Origin of the sequence: Clostridium celatum DSM 1785, from assembly GCF_000320405.1 — a bacterium.
In the GTDB taxonomy this organism is placed as follows: domain Bacteria; phylum Bacillota; class Clostridia; order Clostridiales; family Clostridiaceae; genus Clostridium; species Clostridium celatum.
The window spans coordinates 102,756-121,231 of the sequence record NZ_KB291681.1 but is presented as its reverse complement, the minus strand read 5'-3'; the positions used below and the strand labels follow the sequence as shown (position 1 = coordinate 121,231).

Here is an 18,476-nt window from a genome sequence, read left to right as displayed (position 1 = left end):
ACTACTGACACTTTGTCAGCAGTCTGAAAGATGAAAGTAAAACTTTCATCTTTAATTATCATTTTCATTTAAGTTAATTAATTTACTAGGAGTAATAGTAGTAATTGCATGCTTATATACCATCATTTGTTTACCTTCACAATCTAAAATAACAGTAAAATTATCAAATCCCTTAACAAAACCTCTTAATTGAAACCCATTTACCAAGTATATTGATACTAAAATTTTATTTTTTCTTGCATTATTTAAAAATATATCTTGCAAGTTATTACTTTCTTTCATTATATTACACCTCCATAAAATTAAATATTTATTTTTTATAATTTAAATCATTAATTATTCTTTCTAATATCTCCTCTTCAGACAATGTATCTTTATCTAGGAAAACCGCTCTTGGGTCTCTTCTAAACCATGTTAATTGTCTTTTAGCATAGTTTCTAGAACCTTGCTTAATCATATCCTTAGCCTCTTCTAATGTTATTTTATTTTCAAGGTATAGAAATATCTCTTTATAACCAATTCCTTGCATAGACTGCATAAATGAATTATACCCCATTTTCTTTAGTTTAATACATTCATCTAACAGCCCTTTTTCAAACATAATATCTACTCTTCTATTAATTCTTTCGTATAACTTTTCTCTATTCATAGTTAATACATAATAGTATACATCATATTCACTATTATAAAACTCTTCTCCTGAATTAAAAGAACTAAATGGTTTATTAGTAACTTTATAGACTTCTAATGCTCTTATAACCCTTTTTCTATTATTATAATGAATTGAATTATAACTTATAGGATCAATCTCCTTTAGCATATCATGTATAAATTTATCACCTTTTTCATCAGCTAGTTCATTTAAATACTTTCTATACTCTTCATCCTTATCAGCTTCAGTAAAATTCATATTACATGTTAATGCATTTATATATAGCCCTGTTCCACCAGTTAATATAGGAAGTTTATTATGTTCTATTAATTCATCCATAACCTTCTGCGCTTTATTTTTAAAATCTACAACAGAAAACTCAACATTAGGATCTACAACATCAATTAAGTGATGATTTATTTCTTTCATTTCTTCCTGCGATATCTTTGCTGAACCTATATCCATATACTTATATATTTGCATAGAATCAGTAGATATAATTTCACCATTCAACTTTTCTGCTAATTTTAATGATAATTCTGTTTTACCTACAGCTGTAGGCCCTGCTAAAACTAATACTTTTTTATTCATGTAAAAAACCTTTCTATACTATTCTTCTAAATTTCTTATCTAATTCATATTCTGTAAATTTAATTATTATAGGTCTACCATGTGGACAATTAAAAGGGTTATCAATATATCTTAAGTCAGAAATAAGTTTTTCCATTTCAATTTGAGTTAAATAATCATTAGCTTTAACAGCTTTTCTACATGCCATACTAGCAATTTTATTTAATTTAACTTCTGTAGTTTTTCCACTTCCTAAATTCTTTAAATTATCTATCATTTCTAATAATAAATTTTTAGCATCTAACTTTCCTAAAAAATAAGGAACTTCCTTTAATGCAATAGTATTACCACCAAATTCTTCAATAGTAAAACCTGAATTAATAAATATATCTATATTTTCTTTATAGCATTCAAAATCATCAAATGACAAATCTACTATACATGGAATTAATAAAGACTGTACAACTATCTCTTTATTTTCTATATCTTTAACATACTTTTCATATATTATCTTTTCGTGAGCTGCATGTTGGTCTATTATATATAATGTATCTAGATGCTCTGCTAATATATATGTTTTATTAAATTGACCTATAATTCTAAGCTTCGGAAACTTAGGAGTCTTATTATCAATTTCAAGCTTAGCAATATTAACTTCATTATCAATAATATTATCACTATCTCTATATTTATTATCTTCATTATCTTTAATTAATATTTCACTTATTGAATTTTTATTTTCAGAAGTAATACTATTATTTTCTGCATTTTTGCCATCTTGAGTATCTTTATTTAAGTTTTTTAACTTATTGTAAAGTTCCTCTTCTTTAATTACATCTTCAATAGTAACACTATTATATACATTTTCAATTGAAGGTTCTCTTTTGCTTATAATTACTTCTTCATTTACTGATGGATTATTATTTTCTTCTATGTTTAACTTAATTTCTTCAAATTCTTCTTGATTTTCTTTTATACTATTCTCTGAAAAAGATTTAAAAATATCCTCTTTTAATGCTGAATGTATGGCATCAAAAACACGTTTATATACTATTCTTTCGTCTTTAAATTTTATTTCAGCCTTTGTAGGATGTATATTTACATCTACAGATTCAGGTGAAACATCAATAAATAAAACAAAAAATGGGAATTTATTTACAGTTGAAAATGATTTAAAAGCATTTTCAGCTGCTGCAACAATAGTCTTATTCTTTATATATCTATTATTTACAAAAATACTCTCATTATTTCTTGACCCTCTAGCAATATCCTCTTTTCCTATATAACCATGTATATATAAACTATCATCTTCGTAATTAAATGGTAATGTATATTCCCAAATATTCTTCCCATAAATAGTTCTAATTACATTACTTAAATTACCATCACCATATGTGTGTATAATCTTTTTTCCATTATTATATAATTTAAAAGAAACATCGGGGTTTGCCAAAGCAATTCTTAATATAATATCATTTATCAAACTCCCTTCTCTTGATGTAGATTTTAAGAACTTTCTTCTTGCTGGAACATTATAAAATAAATCTCTTACTTCCATTACAGAGCCATTATTCATACCTACATCAATTAATGATTTCTTTTCTCCAGCTTCTAAAACTATTTCCATACCTAAATCACAATTTGAAGTTTTACTTCTTAGTGTTAATTTAGAAACAGATGCTATAGATGGAAGAGCCTCACCCCTAAACCCAAGTGTATTTATAGAATAAATATCTTCTACACTTGATATTTTCGATGTTGCATGTGGCATAAAAGCTTTCTCTATATCATCTCTATATATACCATTACCATCATCAATAACTCTTATAAGTGATATACCACCTTCTTCAATCTCTACAGTAATATTCTTAGCATCTGCATCAATAGAATTTTCTACAAGTTCCTTTACAACTGAAGAAGGTCTTTCAACAACCTCTCCAGCTGCAATTTTATTAGAAGTATGTTCATCTAATATATTTATTCTCTTCATATTGATATACCCCTTATTTTAATTTCTTTGCATCTTGCACTATTTTAAATAAGGTATTCATAGCATCTAGAGGTGTCATCATCATAACCTCAATATTTGATATTTCTTTTATTAATGCTTCCTTTTCTATCATTGAAAAGTCCATTTGAATTGTTTCATTTTTAGATTCGTTAAATTTATTAACCTCTTCATTTACTGTATGATAATTTTCTTTATCAAACACATCATTTGATTCTATAGCTTCAACAGCAACTTCTTCTTTTGCTTGTTCTTCATTTTCTACAGCTTCTTCTTTTAACTCTACTTCAAATAATTTATCAATTTCAAAAGATTTATCCTTTTCCAATTTAGCTAAAATAACCTTTGCTCTATTTATAACTTCCTTTGGTAAACCTGCAAGTTTTGCAACTTCTATACCATAAGATTGATCTGCCCCACCTTCAACTATTTTTCTTAAAAATACCACTTGTTCATTTGTCTCTTTTACTGCAACAGAATAATTCTTAACACCTTCAATTATTCCTTCAAGTTTTGTTAACTCATGATAATGTGTTGCAAATAATGTATTACATTTTAACTCTTCTTTATTAGAAATATACTCTATAACAGACCATGCTATACTAAGTCCATCATATGTAGATGTTCCTCTTCCTACTTCATCTAATAAAACTAAGCTATCAGAAGTTGCATTTTTTAATATATTAGATACTTCCCACATTTCAACCATAAAAGTAGATTTTCCACCAGCTAAATCATCAGATGCACCTATTCTTGTAAAAATCTTATCGCATACTGAAATATTAGCATAACTTGCTGGTACAAACGAACCTATTTGTGCCATCAATGTTATTAGTGCTACCTGCCTCATATATGTTGATTTACCAGCCATATTAGGGCCAGTTATTAATAAAAATCTATTTTCCTTCTTATTAATATAAGTATCATTTGATACAAACTCTCCATTATTAATAACTTTTTCTACAACTGGATGTCTTCCATTTTTAATATCAATAATACCTTCATTATTTATATTAGGTCTAATATAATCATTTTCCATTGCAACTTTAGCAAGTGTTGTAATAGCATCTAATGATGATATTATATTCGCACTATTTTTAAGCCTTGGTATTTGACTTTCAACTTTATCTCTAAGTTCAACAAATAGTTTGTATTCTAATGCTATTAACTGCTCTTCTGCACCTAATATTTTTTCTTCCATAACTTTCAATTCTTCAGTTATGTAACGTTCTGCATTAGCTAATGTTTGTTTTCTAATATATCTTCCCTCTGGAATAGAACTATAATTTGCTTTAGATATTTCTATATAATATCCAAAAACTTTATTATAACCTATTTTTAGCGATTTAATCCCTGTAAATTCTCTCTCTTTATTTTCTAAAGAAGCAATCCATTCCTTACCATTAAATTTAGCTTCTCTCAAATCATCAACAACTTCTGAATATCCATTTTTAATTATATTTCCTTCCTTAACAGAGGTAGAAGGATCTTCTAAAAGAGCACTTGATAAAATTGAACTAATATCTTCTAATGTATCTAACTTTTCATACCATGAGCTTAAAAGTTCAGATTTACATGTTGAAAGCTTCTCTTTTATTTCTGGTAACTTTTTTAACTAATTATTTAATGAAACTAAATCTTTAGCATTAACATTTTTGTTAGATATTTTACCCACTATTCTTTCTATATCATATATATTCTTTAATAAATCTCTAAGTTCATCAGTAAAATATATATCATCAAACAACTCATCAACAGAATCTAATCTATCATTAATATCCTTTAAACTTATAAGAGGCTCTTCTATCCACTTTCTTAAAGTTCTTCCTCCCATTGTAGTTGATGTTTTATCTAGTACCCATATTAAACTTCCCTTTTTAGATTTTTCTTTTATATTTTCTGTTAGCTCTAAATTTCTTCTCGAACTACTATCTATAGTCATATAATTTACAATATCATATGTTGTAAGTACATTAATATTAGTTAAATTAATCTTTTGCGTATCTAATATATATTTAAGTAATATTGAAGAGGCATACTTACTAACAGCATTTAGCCCCGATACTTCTACTTCACTAAATTGTTGTATAAGTTCGTAATCATCACACTTAAATGTCTTGATATCTTTTTTTGTAATTAAACAGTTGTTAACACTTCTAATATCATTCAATGTATCTTCGCTAAAATTAATATCTACAACAATTTCTTTAGGTAATATTTTTGATATCTCATCTAATAATGTTGTTTTTAAATTCTTAAAAAATGTAGTTTTAAACTCTCCAGTAGAAATATCTGAAGATGCAATTCCAAAATATCCATCTTCTTCTACTATACTCATAATATAAGTGTTTTTATATTCTTCATCAGTTGAATTTTCTATAAATGTTCCTGGTGTTATTATTTTAATTACATCTCTTTTAACTATACCTTTAGCTTGAGCTGGATCTTCAACCTGTTCGCATATTGCTACTTTATACCCCTTAGATACTAATCTTGATATATAGTTAGCAGCAGCATGGAATGGAATTCCACACATAGGAGCTCTTTCTTCTAATCCACATTCTCTTCCTGTTAACACTAATTCTAACTCCCTAGAAGCTGTCTTAGCATCATCAAAAAACATTTCATAAAAGTCTCCTAATCTATAAAATAAAATGCAATCTTGATAATTTTCTTTAATCGTCATATATTGTCTCATCATCGGTGTTAAAGCCAATTTACATTCCTCCTAATACTTTCCATTACATAATCACGACTTTAAGCCATTTGTATTGATTATACACCATCTTAAATTGAATATAAAGTAAAGAAAGTGAAAGATGTTTTTGCCGTTTTTTTGCCGTCAAAACTTTACTTTACTAGAAGAATTATAAATTAAAAGGACTAGGGGTAATTCCCTAGTCTATACAGGTTTAGGTAACTTAGTTATAAAACTAGTGAAACCTTTTGAATATTGAATTAAATTTAAGCTACTGTATTGTTCCATACTGTCTAAATCTTCATAAGTAAAATCTTCTCCTATTTCTTCTTTAAAGTAAGTAAAATCTTCTTTTAAACTACCTTTTAACATCATAAAACTTGCTCCAGCACTCTTTAAATCTTCTATAAATTGTTTACTAAGCTGAAATAATCTTTGTCCTGTTAAAACTGGTTTAAATCCATACTTTCTTGTTTCGGTTATAATAGAATCTAAATACATTTCTGCTGTATGAATCTGACTCAATTCATCTATTATAATATGAGTTCGTGTGGGCTTCTTATAAATGTCTCCCCTAGTTTCAACACTTGTCCATAGCTTAGTCATTAAAAAAGTACATATAACATTTTTAACATACTTTTTAAATTTACTTTGAGGTAGCCTTATTAATACAACTTTCCCTTGCTCCATTAGATCAATGAAATTAACATTATCATCTGGTGCTTTATTAAACATCATTTTCAAATAAAAATCCCTTTTAAGTAATGTCATTCTATCTAATACACCTTCGATTTTACTTTCCCTAGTACCAATCTTTTCTGATGGTGTATCTTTTGTTGCTTTTGACCATTCATCTAACTCTTCAAGCGCTGATATATCTTCCTCAAATTTCTTTATATACTCTTCAGGAATATTATTAATGATATTCCCCCTGTATTTATGGTCCGTTAAACATCTTATTATGTCTTTAAAAGTTGCATTCTCTTTAATTGTAAAAACTATATCACAAGCTGACATCAGGAACCGTTCCATCTTTGGGGAAAATGGATCTCCATTTAAATTAATTGAATTAACTAATTCTAAAGTCAATTGACTTTTCTTATTAGCAACTTCATATTTGCTTTCAAATGTGTCTTCCTTAAATTTCAATTCATTATAAGAAAAGCTTTGTAAATTCTCTACTTTAGAGAAATCCAAAATAACCAACTTATCCTTTGGTACTACTGTTTCAATATCTCTACTCATTTCACAGTTCTTAATATAATCTAATACAAATATACTTTCATTCCTACTCATAGCATACTTACAGTAGTTAGCTAGATAGGTGGATTTCCCTCCACCTTGTCTGCCTAAAATCATTAGTGGCAATGAACCTATGTCATAATCATCTTCTAAATATGTGTTAATAACATTTCCTTTATTTCTATTCTCCCCCAAAGAAATGTATCCTACTTTTAATTCATCTGGTACTGCTGCTTCTTCTACTGTTATATGATCTATTTTGTGCTGATTAAGAAGTGTTCTAGCTGGTATTTGTATAAAATTAGAACCTTCTTCAACTGACACTGTACTTATCTTAGTATTATAATTATATTGTTCTAATGTAAAAGGTGTCTTAACCCTATCAGATACTAATTCATTATCACCATCTATGCTTCTAAAAGCTTGAGTAACTGCAATAACATTATTATTTTTCCTAGTATCATCAATACTATCACTTATAACTCCTATTTGAGTATTAATTACAGTTGAATCCTTTTTCTTCTTAGTAGCCACACTTAATTCATCTTGCTTCTCCAAAATTCCTAAAACTACATTATACATACTTTCCTTAGATTCTTTGTTGCTACCACCAGTAAAGTCATTAATTACTTCTATTACTGCATTTATTGTATCTAAAATATAAATTAAAGTATTTCTACAAATAGCATTAATACTAAATATATTTTTATCTATAGATTTTCTTTCTCTTATCTTATTCATGGTGTTGTTATATCTATCAATCCAGTTGAATTGTGGATTAGATACAAAGTTATAAATAATAGTTACTCTATCATCATCTTTCATTATATCCATTACATTTAAAATAGAGTTTAAAGGCTCATTACTTCTAAAATCAGTATTAAGGCTTAAAGCATCTTCTTTCTTATAACTTAACTCATAATACTCTGCATTTTTAGTAAATCCATTTATAGGATCATCTAAAATCTTAACTGTAGCCTTTGACCATATCTCACATATTTTCTCTAGAATAACATTAACAAATGGCTTTGGAACTATAAAATAAAAACTGGCATTGCTTTTATTAATGTCTATAACATAACTAATTTTAAAGTTAGTTTTAAAAAACAACTTTTTTTGTTCAATTTTAATCATCTTATCTGCTCTTTTAAATGTATAAGCTATTGCTTTAGCTATATTCGCACTATTATAATTTCTAATGCTCTTATGTGGAATAACTTGTATATAACTATATTCTGGTTTTACTAACTCAAAATACTTACTTAGTTTTATACTCTTAATCATAGGAAAGCACTTCCTATAGCTTCTAATACAATATAAACTATAAAGCTTACTGTGCAATACTTGCCAGCTTTCTTTAATCCAGATATATACAACACTAATGAAATCATACAGATAATTAAGCATATCCAAAAAGCATTTACTACTACTCCTGATAAGATCCACTTTAAAAGTTTTAAAATTGAATTTTTTAAGCCTAAAACTATTTCATTAGAAATATTTTCAACCATTTATTTTACCTCCTATGAAAATAAATCTTTAATTAATTGAAAAACAGTAGGTAATAAATAAAATGCTGCAAATAATCCAATCCACTTTAGAGCTACTGGTAATAACGCATTCTTTCCTCTACCTTCTTTAAATACAGCCACTAATATCTCTAATAAGCACCCTAATAAGCATACCCAAAATCCTATTCTTTGTATTAATCCTAAAAATATAAAGCCTGCATTATCCATCTTAGCCATTGTTTCGCTCACATCTGCCATAACCTTAGTAGAATAATTAAGTCCTGCTATTAAAAACACTGCACATCTAGTTAACTTTTTATCTCTAAACACAACTTTAGCAAACTCTTCATTATAAATTTTTTTAGAAAAGTCTTTACTATAAATTAATTTATTATTTAAAGTAATTCCTACCTCCATAATTCCCCCTGAATATTATTTATAGAATTGGTTAAAATATTAATATTAATTTTGTCGGAGGTGTTTCATGTTTACTTTCGCATTAGGTTACTTTGCATGCTTTGCTGTTGTATCTGCAATAGTAATTTTTAGTTAATTTAATAAAATAGTCATTTTTTTAATGTTTATCGCATAAATTACTTGTAGAAACAAGTTTCAAAAGTAATTACTTGGCCCTAAGTCTTGCCATTAAGATTTAGGGCTATTTTATTACTATTTTTCTATAAAATAAATACATCCATCCTGCCTAAAATCTTCATCTTCTTCATCTAATACAAATTTCACTCTTCTATTCAATTTAGTACCTGCTGGAGTAACTACTGTAGCTCTATTGATTCCTAATCTAGTATTATCAACATCTAGCACCTTACATTCTTGCCATTTCTCAATATCATCTACATACACTATCCATCTATATTCATTCTTTTCATATTCCATAAAGTATTTTTTACAGTCTGTATCATCTTCATTGTCTAAAAGTATAAAGTTAATATTGTTATTTTTTATTCCTACTTTAATTTCTGTGCCTTTATATATGAAATAGTCATAACCTAAATTTCTAACAAACGCTTCTTCTAACTCATCTAACTCTTGTAATACTCCTAGCTCATTACCTAAATCAACAATATTATTAAATACTTTCATTATTAACCTCCAATAATATCACTTATACCATCATAAATATCATCATTATCGTTAGAGTTACTTACTTTCTTATCAATTGCAGTATTATCTATCACTCCTTTTAGGATGTCTTTTATATACCCACTTATGCTACTATGTCTTTTTAAACTTTCATATAGTTCAATTTCTTCAGGTGTATTTTTAAAGTTTATTATTATTCTCATTCTTTCCATTTACTTTCTCCCACCCTCTTAAATCCTTTTGAATTACTAAACAAATAATCTTCAATAACCTCTAATCCTGGAATAATACTTAAAGGAGCTTTTAACAACTTACTTCCTCCACCAGTTAGAAGTACCTTGCTTGTTCTAATTGGAAAGTTTCTTAATTCATTCATAAGATCACTTACAAACGAATCAATAATTGGTTTAATAAAAGCAAAAGATATTTCTTCATTATCAACCTTTAACCCTTCTTTCATTATAATTTCTATATCCTCTAATTCTAACTTTAAAGTGTAGGTTGAATTAAGATAATCTCTTACTTGGTTATATAGTTGTATCATTCCTTTACCAATAGTTGTGCAAGTATCTAATTTTCCATTTTTAAAACTAACTATATTAATAGTTCCTCCACCTATATCTATGATTACTGCATTTTTAGGTCTATTCCTTAAGTTGAAATAAGCTCCTGCTCCTTCTGGAAACACTATTAAATCTTCAATTATTATTTTCTTTGGCTGTTTATTTATTATAAAATCATGTATTTTTTGATGTAACAACTTATCCCTAAAAGAATCTCTATTCGCTTTATAAGCTAATGCTGGTAATCCTACAACTGCTTTAAAGTATCTATCTTTTTGCAATGCTAGTGAATATAAAAATAAAATTAAATTAGTTTCTTTATTTGCTTTATCATAGTTGTTTTCAAGTTTTCCTTCTCTCATGTAATACTTAATTCCTTCGTACTCTAAAACATCTCCGGTAGAGCCTAAGATGTTTTCTACAACTGTATACCTACTAGGAAATATATCCTCTTCACTTGTCTTTACGTTCCAGTTTCCCAAATCGACTCCAAGTATCATCATTACACCTCTTCTCACATTTATTGCCTTTGTATGGCATTCATTTTTAATGAAGTGTGTGTCCTTGCTTGTCTTTATACTTTAATGTATGCCTTATGTATTTAAAAGTTGACTACTTAATCGATTTTTTTTTATTTTTTTATTTTTAATTGATTAAATAGTCTATTAAATCATAAAAAAAAAGAGAAGCTATACTCACTGCTCCTCTATTAAATCTTCTATTTTTATATTTAGTTTTTTTGCTATTTTATATGCAGTCTCCAAAGTTGGTTGGCTCTTATTAGACTCATATCTAGAATACTGCTGACTATTTATCTCTAAATATTCAGCAAAATCTTTAGCATATCTATAACCTAATTTTAATCTTATTTCTAATAATCTATTTTTAACCATAACACCACCCCTATAATATTTATTCTATGAGATGATTATTTTTCCTTTTATTGGTTGCAATTAAAATAGATAGATTTTCATATCCTTTAATAAAGAAATTATTCAAAATAAAACCAGTTACAAATTGCAACTGGTTTTATTTTACTATATTTTAATAACATTTTTTACAAGGTTCATAATTCTTTTGAGCCTCTTCTAATGTTATTTGTCTTGCATTTGCTGGATTAGTATTACCACAATCATTGGTTCTATGATATTTTTTACCCGTTGCAGTTATCCAAACCATTTCAGTAACATTGTTTTGATTTTGTGCAGCTGCTTCTTGTTCAAGCCTCTCCTGTTCTGCTATCCTTGCTTCCTCTGCAACTCTTGCCTCTTCTGCTAACCTAGCCTCTTCTGCTGCTTTTGCTTCTGCTGCAATTCTTTCTTCTTCAACTTTCCTTTCTGCTTCTTCTCTAGACTCCTTATCGTTAGCTAAGTAAGTACCTTTATCACACTCAGTAGAAACACCTTCTCCTGTTGATTTAAAAATTATATCTCCACATTCATCTGATCTATGAATTTCAATATTTGCACTTTCTAGCTTTGATAAGACTTCGGAGTGTGGATGCCCGTAACTATTTTTTCCAGTTAGAATTACCGCATACTCTGGATTAACCTTATCTAAAAAACTTTGGGTTGTACTATTTTTAGAACCATGATGTCCTATTTTTAATACATCTAAATCTTGCATTTTTGATAAAATTTTATTTTCTGTTTCTGTACCAGCATCTCCAGTTAATAAGAATTTATCTTCTCCATTTACAAATAAAGTTACTAATGAACTTTCATTGCTATCACTACCCCCAGCTGTATTAAAAAATTGAATGTAGCTGTTACTTGTTAGTTCAAATTTAGATTCTTCTAATGGTACTGATGGATTGATACCTTTATTTGCAGTTGCATTAATTACATCTGTATATGTTTGAGAATCTGAACTTCCATTACCAACAAAGAATGTTCCAATTTCAAAATTATTTATTACAGCATCTAATCCCCCACAATGATCTGCATCCGGATGAGTACTTACTAAATAATCTATTTTTTTTATTTCTAAATTATTTAGATAATTAACCATCAATGATTCATCATCATTATCGCCAGCATCAATTAAAACTGACTTATCATCTTGTAAAATTAATATTGCATCTGAGTTACCAGTATTAATAAAATGTACAGTTGCTTCAGTAAACTCTTCTTCCTCTATTACTGTAGCTGTAGTTTCTTCTACTACAGCATTCTTTGCAACTATATTTTTATTTGTAGCTTGATCATCACAACTTACTAGATTAACTCCAACAAATATAAATGTTGCAATAAATAACGCTGCTAAACTACCAAAACGCTGTTTTGGTTTTAAGTTTACATACTTATTATTTACCATTCAATCATCCCCCTTGAATATTTTCAAGGTAATTATACCGTATAATGCAATCTCTTACAAAATTGTTAATAGCCAATTATAGAAAAGTACTATTTATAAATAAGTCATTATTTAAATATTCCTATAGGTTAGTATTGAATTTTAGACTTTATAATAAGATAAAAAGATTATACTTCCTTTAATTGGTTATAATTCTAATGAGGTGATCTATTTGATATTTAATTTAATTATTTTTATATTAATTGTAATTTTACTTGCTCTTGTTACTACTCTCTTTACTATTAGTTGTATTATAATTTATTTTTATAACACTCTTGAAGAAACTAATAATCTACATATTGAATTAAATAAAGACACTATAAATAAAGAATAGTATTATACTAATATTTATTTTTACATTGATAGCAAACATATATTCTGTTATCCTTTAAATAGAGGATGGTGGAAGTATGCAGAAATGTATTGTTAAGTATAAAGATTCTAATGAAAATTATAATTGTTGGTGTAATAGTCCTTGGTGTGATAATTGTTCTACTAAAGATTTGAGAAGTGAAAATGAATGCAGTGTTTCTATAGGTGGATATTGTACTTGTAGGCTTTGTGGGGAGAGAAAAATAAAAGAGTAGGTTTTACTCTACTCTTTTATTAATACAAAACTTAGGAGCAATATTTATGAAAGTTGTATAAGGTAAATATCCTTCATATTTTAATCGTCCTACTACAATACATGGATGTATGCCTAATTGTCTAGCAAATGATCTTATCACACTCAAATTACTATAATTATAATTTTCAACAAAATCAATATATCTTTCTTGTGGTATCAAGATTTCCCTTGCTATTTTATCCATTTCTTTTTCAGTTTCTTTATCACAGTCTATATATGAAAACTCACCTGTCTCATCCGATACAATATGACTTATTTCATGGAATAAAGTAAACCAAAACTTATCAGCAAATTTTCCTCTTACACTTAATTGAATAATTAATTTATTTCTTTTGCTATTAAGAAACGTCACTCCATGTACTCCTGTTCCTTTTAAATGATTTGCTATAACTAATGCAATGCCACATTCAGCTAACAACTCAACTAATTCAGTAAAAAACATTCCACTTTCCTCATTAGTAAGATATCTAATTCTTGGAATTGCTTCTATTAACTTTTTCTTACTAAATTTTTGCGTTACTATATTTTGAGATTGAATTTCTGCTATTCTTATCCATGCAGCCAATGCATATTTTTTTTCTTTAATATTATCAGCTTTTCTATATGCTACATTTATTTTAGGTATATTATTTAAATTACTCACACCAAAAAATTGTCTCAAGTTAATAACTTTTTCAGATATTTTTTTTGTAGCTTCAACAAATCCTTCTTTAACAAGCTCAACATAGGGTATTTCTCTAGCTATAACTTCTTCATTATCTACGATAATAGGAGGATTTAATTTTTTTAGAGTTTCTCTATACTCATTTTCTAAATCAAGCCAGAATAGTGCATGTATCCCTAAAACTACCTCTAATTTATCTGCCAAATCTCTTGAGATTTCAGCTTTTCCATTAATAACTTGAGTAAGATGTTTTTCACTTATTCCTAGTCTAGCTGCTAATTCCTTTTGCGACATCTCCATTTCATTAATTATTTCCTTTAGAGTTTCGCCTGGTGGAATAGCTATCGGAGAAATATATTCTTTAGGTTTTATTTTAGTGTTATTATTCATAATGCTTACTCACCTCCTGTATAGTTACTATGGATATAGATTTAAAATCACTTTCTGTATCTGGTTCGCCTTCTTCATTACAAGGATAAAAAATCAATCTATACTGTTTATTTATATCTAAAGCATACATTCCATCGTAATTACCAGATAACTTATGGAGCCTTAGAAATTTATATGATGTATTAAAAAAGTCTAAATTTGGAGCCTTTGCTATCCATTGCAGTCTTTGGAACATCTTCAATGCTACATCTTGCCCTAATTTCTTTATTGCCTCTTTTTTATTTTCGCATATTTTCTGCACTTTTTTATCGCTATATCCTATATCCATTATATAATTTTCAGCCCCCCTTTGTCACCTATATTATTTACCTAATAGGTAAATTTTAATCATTAATTTTCTACTTTATAGTATATTATTTCCTATTTTATGTGAATATTTACTTTTTATAAAAATAAAAAAGGGCTAGATACCTTAATTGGATATCTAGCCTTAATAATTACTCTACTATATTTTTAATTTCTTCTAATTTAACCTCTAGATCTTCACATCTCTTTTTAATCGCTTCTATACTATCATTTTTACATATCTTTCTACTTTCGCAGAATCCATATTGCATATAATGATCTATTCCTGATATAAAGCTACCCTTTTCTACTGCCTTTTCTACATCTTTATTTAATTCAAGATAAGCTCCCTCATTATATTCTACTGGAATAGGTGGAAGTGGTTTTCTACCTTCCTTTTTACCATACTTCTCATAATGCTTATATGGATCATTTTTATAAGTAGCACTATTGGCTACATCAGGATACTTCTTTAAGTACCAATTTTTACTGAATATATACATAGAATAATTCATCTCCTCTTTATTTTCATTATTATTAATAGCTAAATTACCATTTAATTTATTTTTAAAGTTAGACCATCTACTCCAATTGTTAGCTGACCAGTTAGGACATACTTTTGTACCTCCACTAACTTCGTAATGAGTTCTTACATTTGAAATTGGTATATTATACTTATTCATTAAATACTTACAAAGTTCAACTGCATTATTTTCAGTAGTTTCTGTAACTAATAGATTAGGTCCTATACAGCACATTTCTATACCTATACTATTTTGATTGTTAACTTCAGTCCTTGTATTTCCCACATGCCAAGCTCCACACTTATCTTCTACACTTTGCCATATAGAATTGTCATCAACAAAATAATGCGCACTACCTTGTCTATCTCCCCCAGCGAAGTAATTAGCATTATTAGCTGCAGTTGAACTTTGAGCGCCAACATAATGCATAACAATATACTTTGGATTATTATAATCATAATGATTATAATCACTTATCTTTCTTTGAATTGGTAACATAATTAACACTCTCCTTAATTTATATTATAAAAACTTAGGTGTTATTGTTATAAACAAAAAGGACCATATAGGCCCTTTAATTATTCTGATTTATTTAATTGTTTATATGTTTGATTTACTCCAACAGCTACACCCCAACAAAGTATTCCATATAACAATCCATTAACTATAGTATCTAAAGATACTTTGTATTGAGTATTTATAATATTTAATAATACAGCTATAGTAATTGCAAATAACATTAACAATGAAGTTATAAACTTATCTGGTACAGTTTCTAACTTTTTAAGAAATACACCCATTACATAAGTTGCAACAATAACAATAATTAAAAACTCCGGTATAAAAGTTAATAAATTTTCCATGATTAACACGCTCCTCTTTCTTCTTCTAATCCATCAATACGCTTATGCGCTGATTTTACACTTTCTTCATTTCTTATAACTCTCTCTTTAAGTTCTGTCACTTCTCTATCCCTAGCTTTATTATCTAATCTTATTTCATCTACAGCAGTTGCTATGTAATCTAATTTAGCCCTAGTATCTGCTTCCTCTCTTGTATCTGCTCTAATATCATTTGTACGATTTCTTTGAAAAGTAAAATAACTTATTCCTGCTCCTATAATGCTACAAATTAATGCAATGCTTATTGTTTCCATCTTTACACCTTCCTTTTATTTTTTTGTATTAAAAAAGAGCCTTTCGGCTCCTAACTTTTCCATGAATATATTTAATATCCCTTCATAAAATATTACTGTGAATTATTTCACCCACTTTAAGAGAATAAGTTGATTGCTACGGGATTTAATTAACAACTTATTCTCTTTTAAGGAAGTTATATTTTATCTGACTTCTTTAATAACCTATTCAGTTTCTTTAATAAAAATAAGTTTAGAGATAATAGAAATATAATATTATTAACGACTTAACTATATTTAATATTCTTGGAATCACTCATCTATTATATCTATTCTTATTTTTATTTTTCATATATATCAATTTTAAGTAACAATTTTTATCAATTACGTACTAAAAAAATACCGCATATTAATTTTTAATAATACGGTATTTTCATAGTTAAATATTTAATTTTATCCTCGTAATACTTTTAAATTACTCATATGGGCTTTTAATAGGTTTTTGCTCAACTTTCCATGGAGTGGTATCCTTAAGATTATAGACACAAGTTCCATCCCTACTATATCCATCAATTTCAAATTCAGTGCCTTCAAAGCCATTCATATAGACAAGCCAGATTCTCGTGCCACCAGCTTCAATTATTTTTGCCATTTTAACTTCTGAACTATTAACTTGTTTTACACTTACCGTTTCTATCTCATTATTTAATATCACTCCAAAATATATTGGTAATGAAGTTTGCTTAATTGCAGGAAAGTATTGAACTGTTAAATCCCTTGCATCAAAGCCATCAATTGAGGAAACTCCACTGTATAAATCCTTATATCCAAATAAGTTTTTATTAACAAAGGCTGTGAAAAGATATTCTTTAAAATTCCCTGTACTAATGCCGAAAATAATACTTCCTTTATCGGTAGGTTCCTCATAAATTATTCTATGATTACTAGTTGTTTCAATATTCAAAGCTGCTTCTATACTTTTTTCCCTACCATTACTATTAATCACTATAAAGGTTGAAATTACTATTACAGTCATGATTAATGTAATAATTAATATAAATTTCTTCTTTATAATAATCCCCCCATTTTATTTTTGTTTAGAGAACATTGCTTTAAAACTGTTCACAAAACCTACTTTACAAATTCTTGTTTATAGAGAAGTTTAATACTCAACTAACTCGCATAACTTTAAAGTTTTCTATAATTATTTTATTTTTATATTTCTTATTGCATCTACTAGAATGCATGTACACACCACTATTATTCCACATAGTATAGATATTGCTGTAACGATTAGTCCAATATCACCTGGACCTGCTCCTATAGCATATCCTACATTTATGGATAGAAATTCAACTAAAAAATATGTTATAAAACCTATAATTATAAAAAGTATATACTTCATTATACCAACTCCTTTATATTTATTATTTTTTATTTAAGATTATTCATATTTATAACAACTTCATATTCCAAACAAGTATCCCCAATACTCCACCTACAGTTAAGCATAATAATAACCAACCTGTCTTATTAGAATTTACACTTATTTTTTTATCCATAATAAATCAACCACTCCTTATACTACTTTAGTTCATCTTTAGTTTAAAATTATTCATCAATAATTTATTTTCCACAGTATTCTTTTATTGTATCAATTATTGTGTATGTACAGTAAATTATAGTTGATATAATGGATAGTCCTATTATTGCGAGTGCTGCATCTTTTCCATTAAATCTAAATAGCTCAATGAACATAAAAAGAAATCCCCAGATAATTACTATTCCAAATAAAAATGATTTTATAAGATTTTTATAAATTTTATTCATATATATCCCCCTCTTTTAACTCTAATAATCTACGAACTTAAAATAATACATTGGTTCGTCTAAGTTTAACATTATGACTTATTTCTTTTTTTCATATAGATTAATAAGCCTACTCCAATAATAATTATAATTCCAATACTAATAAGTAAAGGTGATACTTTAATAGCAACTAACTCTGCTTCTACCATCTAATTCATTCCTTTCAATTTAAGTATATTCACGAAAAATTAATACAATTATGAGTTAATTATAGCATATTT

Annotated in this window: 21 protein-coding genes and 1 pseudogene; 1 reads left to right on the top strand and 21 read right to left on the bottom strand. The window is 27.4% G+C overall.

The features are described from left to right. Window positions 1-51: 51 nt before the first annotated feature. The 12 genes and pseudogenes from hfq to HMPREF0216_RS13205 form a co-directional block, all read right to left on the bottom strand. Window positions 52-285 (bottom strand): RNA chaperone Hfq, encoded by a 234-nt coding sequence (hfq, locus tag HMPREF0216_RS13260; protein ID WP_040419930.1) that lies wholly within the window; start codon window positions 283-285, stop codon window positions 52-54. A 25-nt stretch (window positions 286-310) separates the two neighbouring features. After that, window positions 311-1,243, bottom strand: coding sequence for a tRNA (adenosine(37)-N6)-dimethylallyltransferase MiaA (gene miaA, locus HMPREF0216_RS13255; RefSeq protein WP_005215143.1), 933 nt, complete (start codon window positions 1,241-1,243; stop codon window positions 311-313). A 13-nt stretch (window positions 1,244-1,256) separates the two neighbouring features. Then, a complete protein-coding gene (gene mutL, locus HMPREF0216_RS13250; protein WP_005215142.1) occupies window positions 1,257-3,212 on the bottom strand; it encodes a DNA mismatch repair endonuclease MutL in 1,956 nt (651 codons plus the stop codon). 13 nt (window positions 3,213-3,225) lie between these two features. Next, a pseudogene (mutS, locus tag HMPREF0216_RS13245) lies at window positions 3,226-5,946 on the bottom strand (DNA mismatch repair protein MutS). Window positions 5,947-6,132: 186 nt separating this feature from the next. After that, window positions 6,133-8,454: an ATP-binding protein gene (locus HMPREF0216_RS13240; RefSeq protein ID WP_005215138.1), complete on the bottom strand. Its 2,322-nt coding sequence runs from the start codon at window positions 8,452-8,454 to the stop codon at window positions 6,133-6,135. Beyond that, window positions 8,451-8,681, bottom strand: a complete 231-nt coding sequence (locus tag HMPREF0216_RS13235; RefSeq protein WP_005215136.1) for a hypothetical protein — start codon at window positions 8,679-8,681, stop codon at window positions 8,451-8,453. Before HMPREF0216_RS13235 ends, HMPREF0216_RS13240 begins: the two co-directional genes overlap by 4 nt. 12 nt (window positions 8,682-8,693) lie before the next feature. Continuing rightward, window positions 8,694-9,098 (bottom strand): hypothetical protein, encoded by a 405-nt coding sequence (locus HMPREF0216_RS13230; protein WP_005215134.1) that lies wholly within the window; start codon window positions 9,096-9,098, stop codon window positions 8,694-8,696. Window positions 9,099-9,350: 252 nt separating this feature from the next. Beyond that, complete coding sequence (locus tag HMPREF0216_RS13225; RefSeq protein WP_005215133.1) at window positions 9,351-9,782, bottom strand: hypothetical protein; 432 nt, start codon at window positions 9,780-9,782, stop codon at window positions 9,351-9,353. 2 nt (window positions 9,783-9,784) lie between these two features. Beyond that, on the bottom strand, window positions 9,785-9,994 hold the full coding sequence (locus tag HMPREF0216_RS13220) for a hypothetical protein (protein WP_005215132.1): 210 nt from the start codon (window positions 9,992-9,994) through the stop codon (window positions 9,785-9,787). Then, window positions 9,982-10,845 (bottom strand): ParM/StbA family protein, encoded by an 864-nt coding sequence (locus HMPREF0216_RS13215; protein WP_040419927.1) that lies wholly within the window; start codon window positions 10,843-10,845, stop codon window positions 9,982-9,984. The genes HMPREF0216_RS13220 and HMPREF0216_RS13215 overlap by 13 nt, the downstream gene beginning before the upstream one ends. Window positions 10,846-11,040: 195 nt before the next feature. Next, window positions 11,041-11,238 (bottom strand): helix-turn-helix transcriptional regulator, encoded by a 198-nt coding sequence (locus tag HMPREF0216_RS13210; RefSeq protein WP_005215130.1) that lies wholly within the window; start codon window positions 11,236-11,238, stop codon window positions 11,041-11,043. 151 nt (window positions 11,239-11,389) lie between these two features. Then, window positions 11,390-12,661: a ComEC/Rec2 family competence protein gene (locus HMPREF0216_RS13205; protein WP_005215129.1), complete on the bottom strand. Its 1,272-nt coding sequence runs from the start codon at window positions 12,659-12,661 to the stop codon at window positions 11,390-11,392. Window positions 12,662-13,110: 449 nt separating this feature from the next. On the opposite strand from HMPREF0216_RS13205, the gene HMPREF0216_RS17200 reads away from it, so the two are divergent. Further along, window positions 13,111-13,287 (top strand): hypothetical protein, encoded by a 177-nt coding sequence (locus HMPREF0216_RS17200; protein WP_005215127.1) that lies wholly within the window; start codon window positions 13,111-13,113, stop codon window positions 13,285-13,287. 3 nt (window positions 13,288-13,290) lie between these two features. Here HMPREF0216_RS17200 and HMPREF0216_RS13200 read toward each other — a convergent pair whose 3' ends face one another. The 9 genes from HMPREF0216_RS13200 to HMPREF0216_RS17195 all read right to left on the bottom strand — a co-directional run bounded on the left by HMPREF0216_RS13200 (window position 13,291) and on the right by HMPREF0216_RS17195 (window position 18,404). After that, on the bottom strand, window positions 13,291-14,382 hold the full coding sequence (locus HMPREF0216_RS13200) for a HigA family addiction module antitoxin (protein WP_005215126.1): 1,092 nt from the start codon (window positions 14,380-14,382) through the stop codon (window positions 13,291-13,293). After that, entirely contained in the window at window positions 14,375-14,710 is a 336-nt protein-coding gene (locus HMPREF0216_RS13195) for a type II toxin-antitoxin system RelE/ParE family toxin (RefSeq protein WP_005215125.1), read from the bottom strand. Before HMPREF0216_RS13195 ends, HMPREF0216_RS13200 begins: the two co-directional genes overlap by 8 nt. Before the next feature lie 169 nt (window positions 14,711-14,879). Beyond that, complete coding sequence (locus HMPREF0216_RS13190; RefSeq protein ID WP_005215124.1) at window positions 14,880-15,749, bottom strand: peptidoglycan recognition protein family protein; 870 nt, start codon at window positions 15,747-15,749, stop codon at window positions 14,880-14,882. Between the two features lie 80 nt (window positions 15,750-15,829). Beyond that, window positions 15,830-16,114: a phage holin family protein gene (locus HMPREF0216_RS13185; protein WP_005215123.1), complete on the bottom strand. Its 285-nt coding sequence runs from the start codon at window positions 16,112-16,114 to the stop codon at window positions 15,830-15,832. A 2-nt stretch (window positions 16,115-16,116) separates the two neighbouring features. Next, window positions 16,117-16,407 (bottom strand): hypothetical protein, encoded by a 291-nt coding sequence (locus HMPREF0216_RS13180; RefSeq protein WP_005215122.1) that lies wholly within the window; start codon window positions 16,405-16,407, stop codon window positions 16,117-16,119. Window positions 16,408-16,861: 454 nt separating this feature from the next. Beyond that, window positions 16,862-17,350 (bottom strand): hypothetical protein, encoded by a 489-nt coding sequence (locus tag HMPREF0216_RS13175; protein WP_147576274.1) that lies wholly within the window; start codon window positions 17,348-17,350, stop codon window positions 16,862-16,864. Between the two features lie 240 nt (window positions 17,351-17,590). After that, window positions 17,591-17,791, bottom strand: a complete 201-nt coding sequence (locus tag HMPREF0216_RS13170) for a hypothetical protein (RefSeq protein WP_005215118.1) — start codon at window positions 17,789-17,791, stop codon at window positions 17,591-17,593. A 221-nt stretch (window positions 17,792-18,012) separates the two neighbouring features. Next, complete coding sequence (locus HMPREF0216_RS13165; RefSeq protein WP_005215116.1) at window positions 18,013-18,216, bottom strand: hypothetical protein; 204 nt, start codon at window positions 18,214-18,216, stop codon at window positions 18,013-18,015. A gap of 71 nt (window positions 18,217-18,287) precedes the next feature. Continuing rightward, a complete protein-coding gene (locus tag HMPREF0216_RS17195) occupies window positions 18,288-18,404 on the bottom strand; it encodes an LPXTG cell wall anchor domain-containing protein (RefSeq protein ID WP_147576273.1) in 117 nt (38 codons plus the stop codon). Window positions 18,405-18,476: the final 72 nt, after the last annotated feature.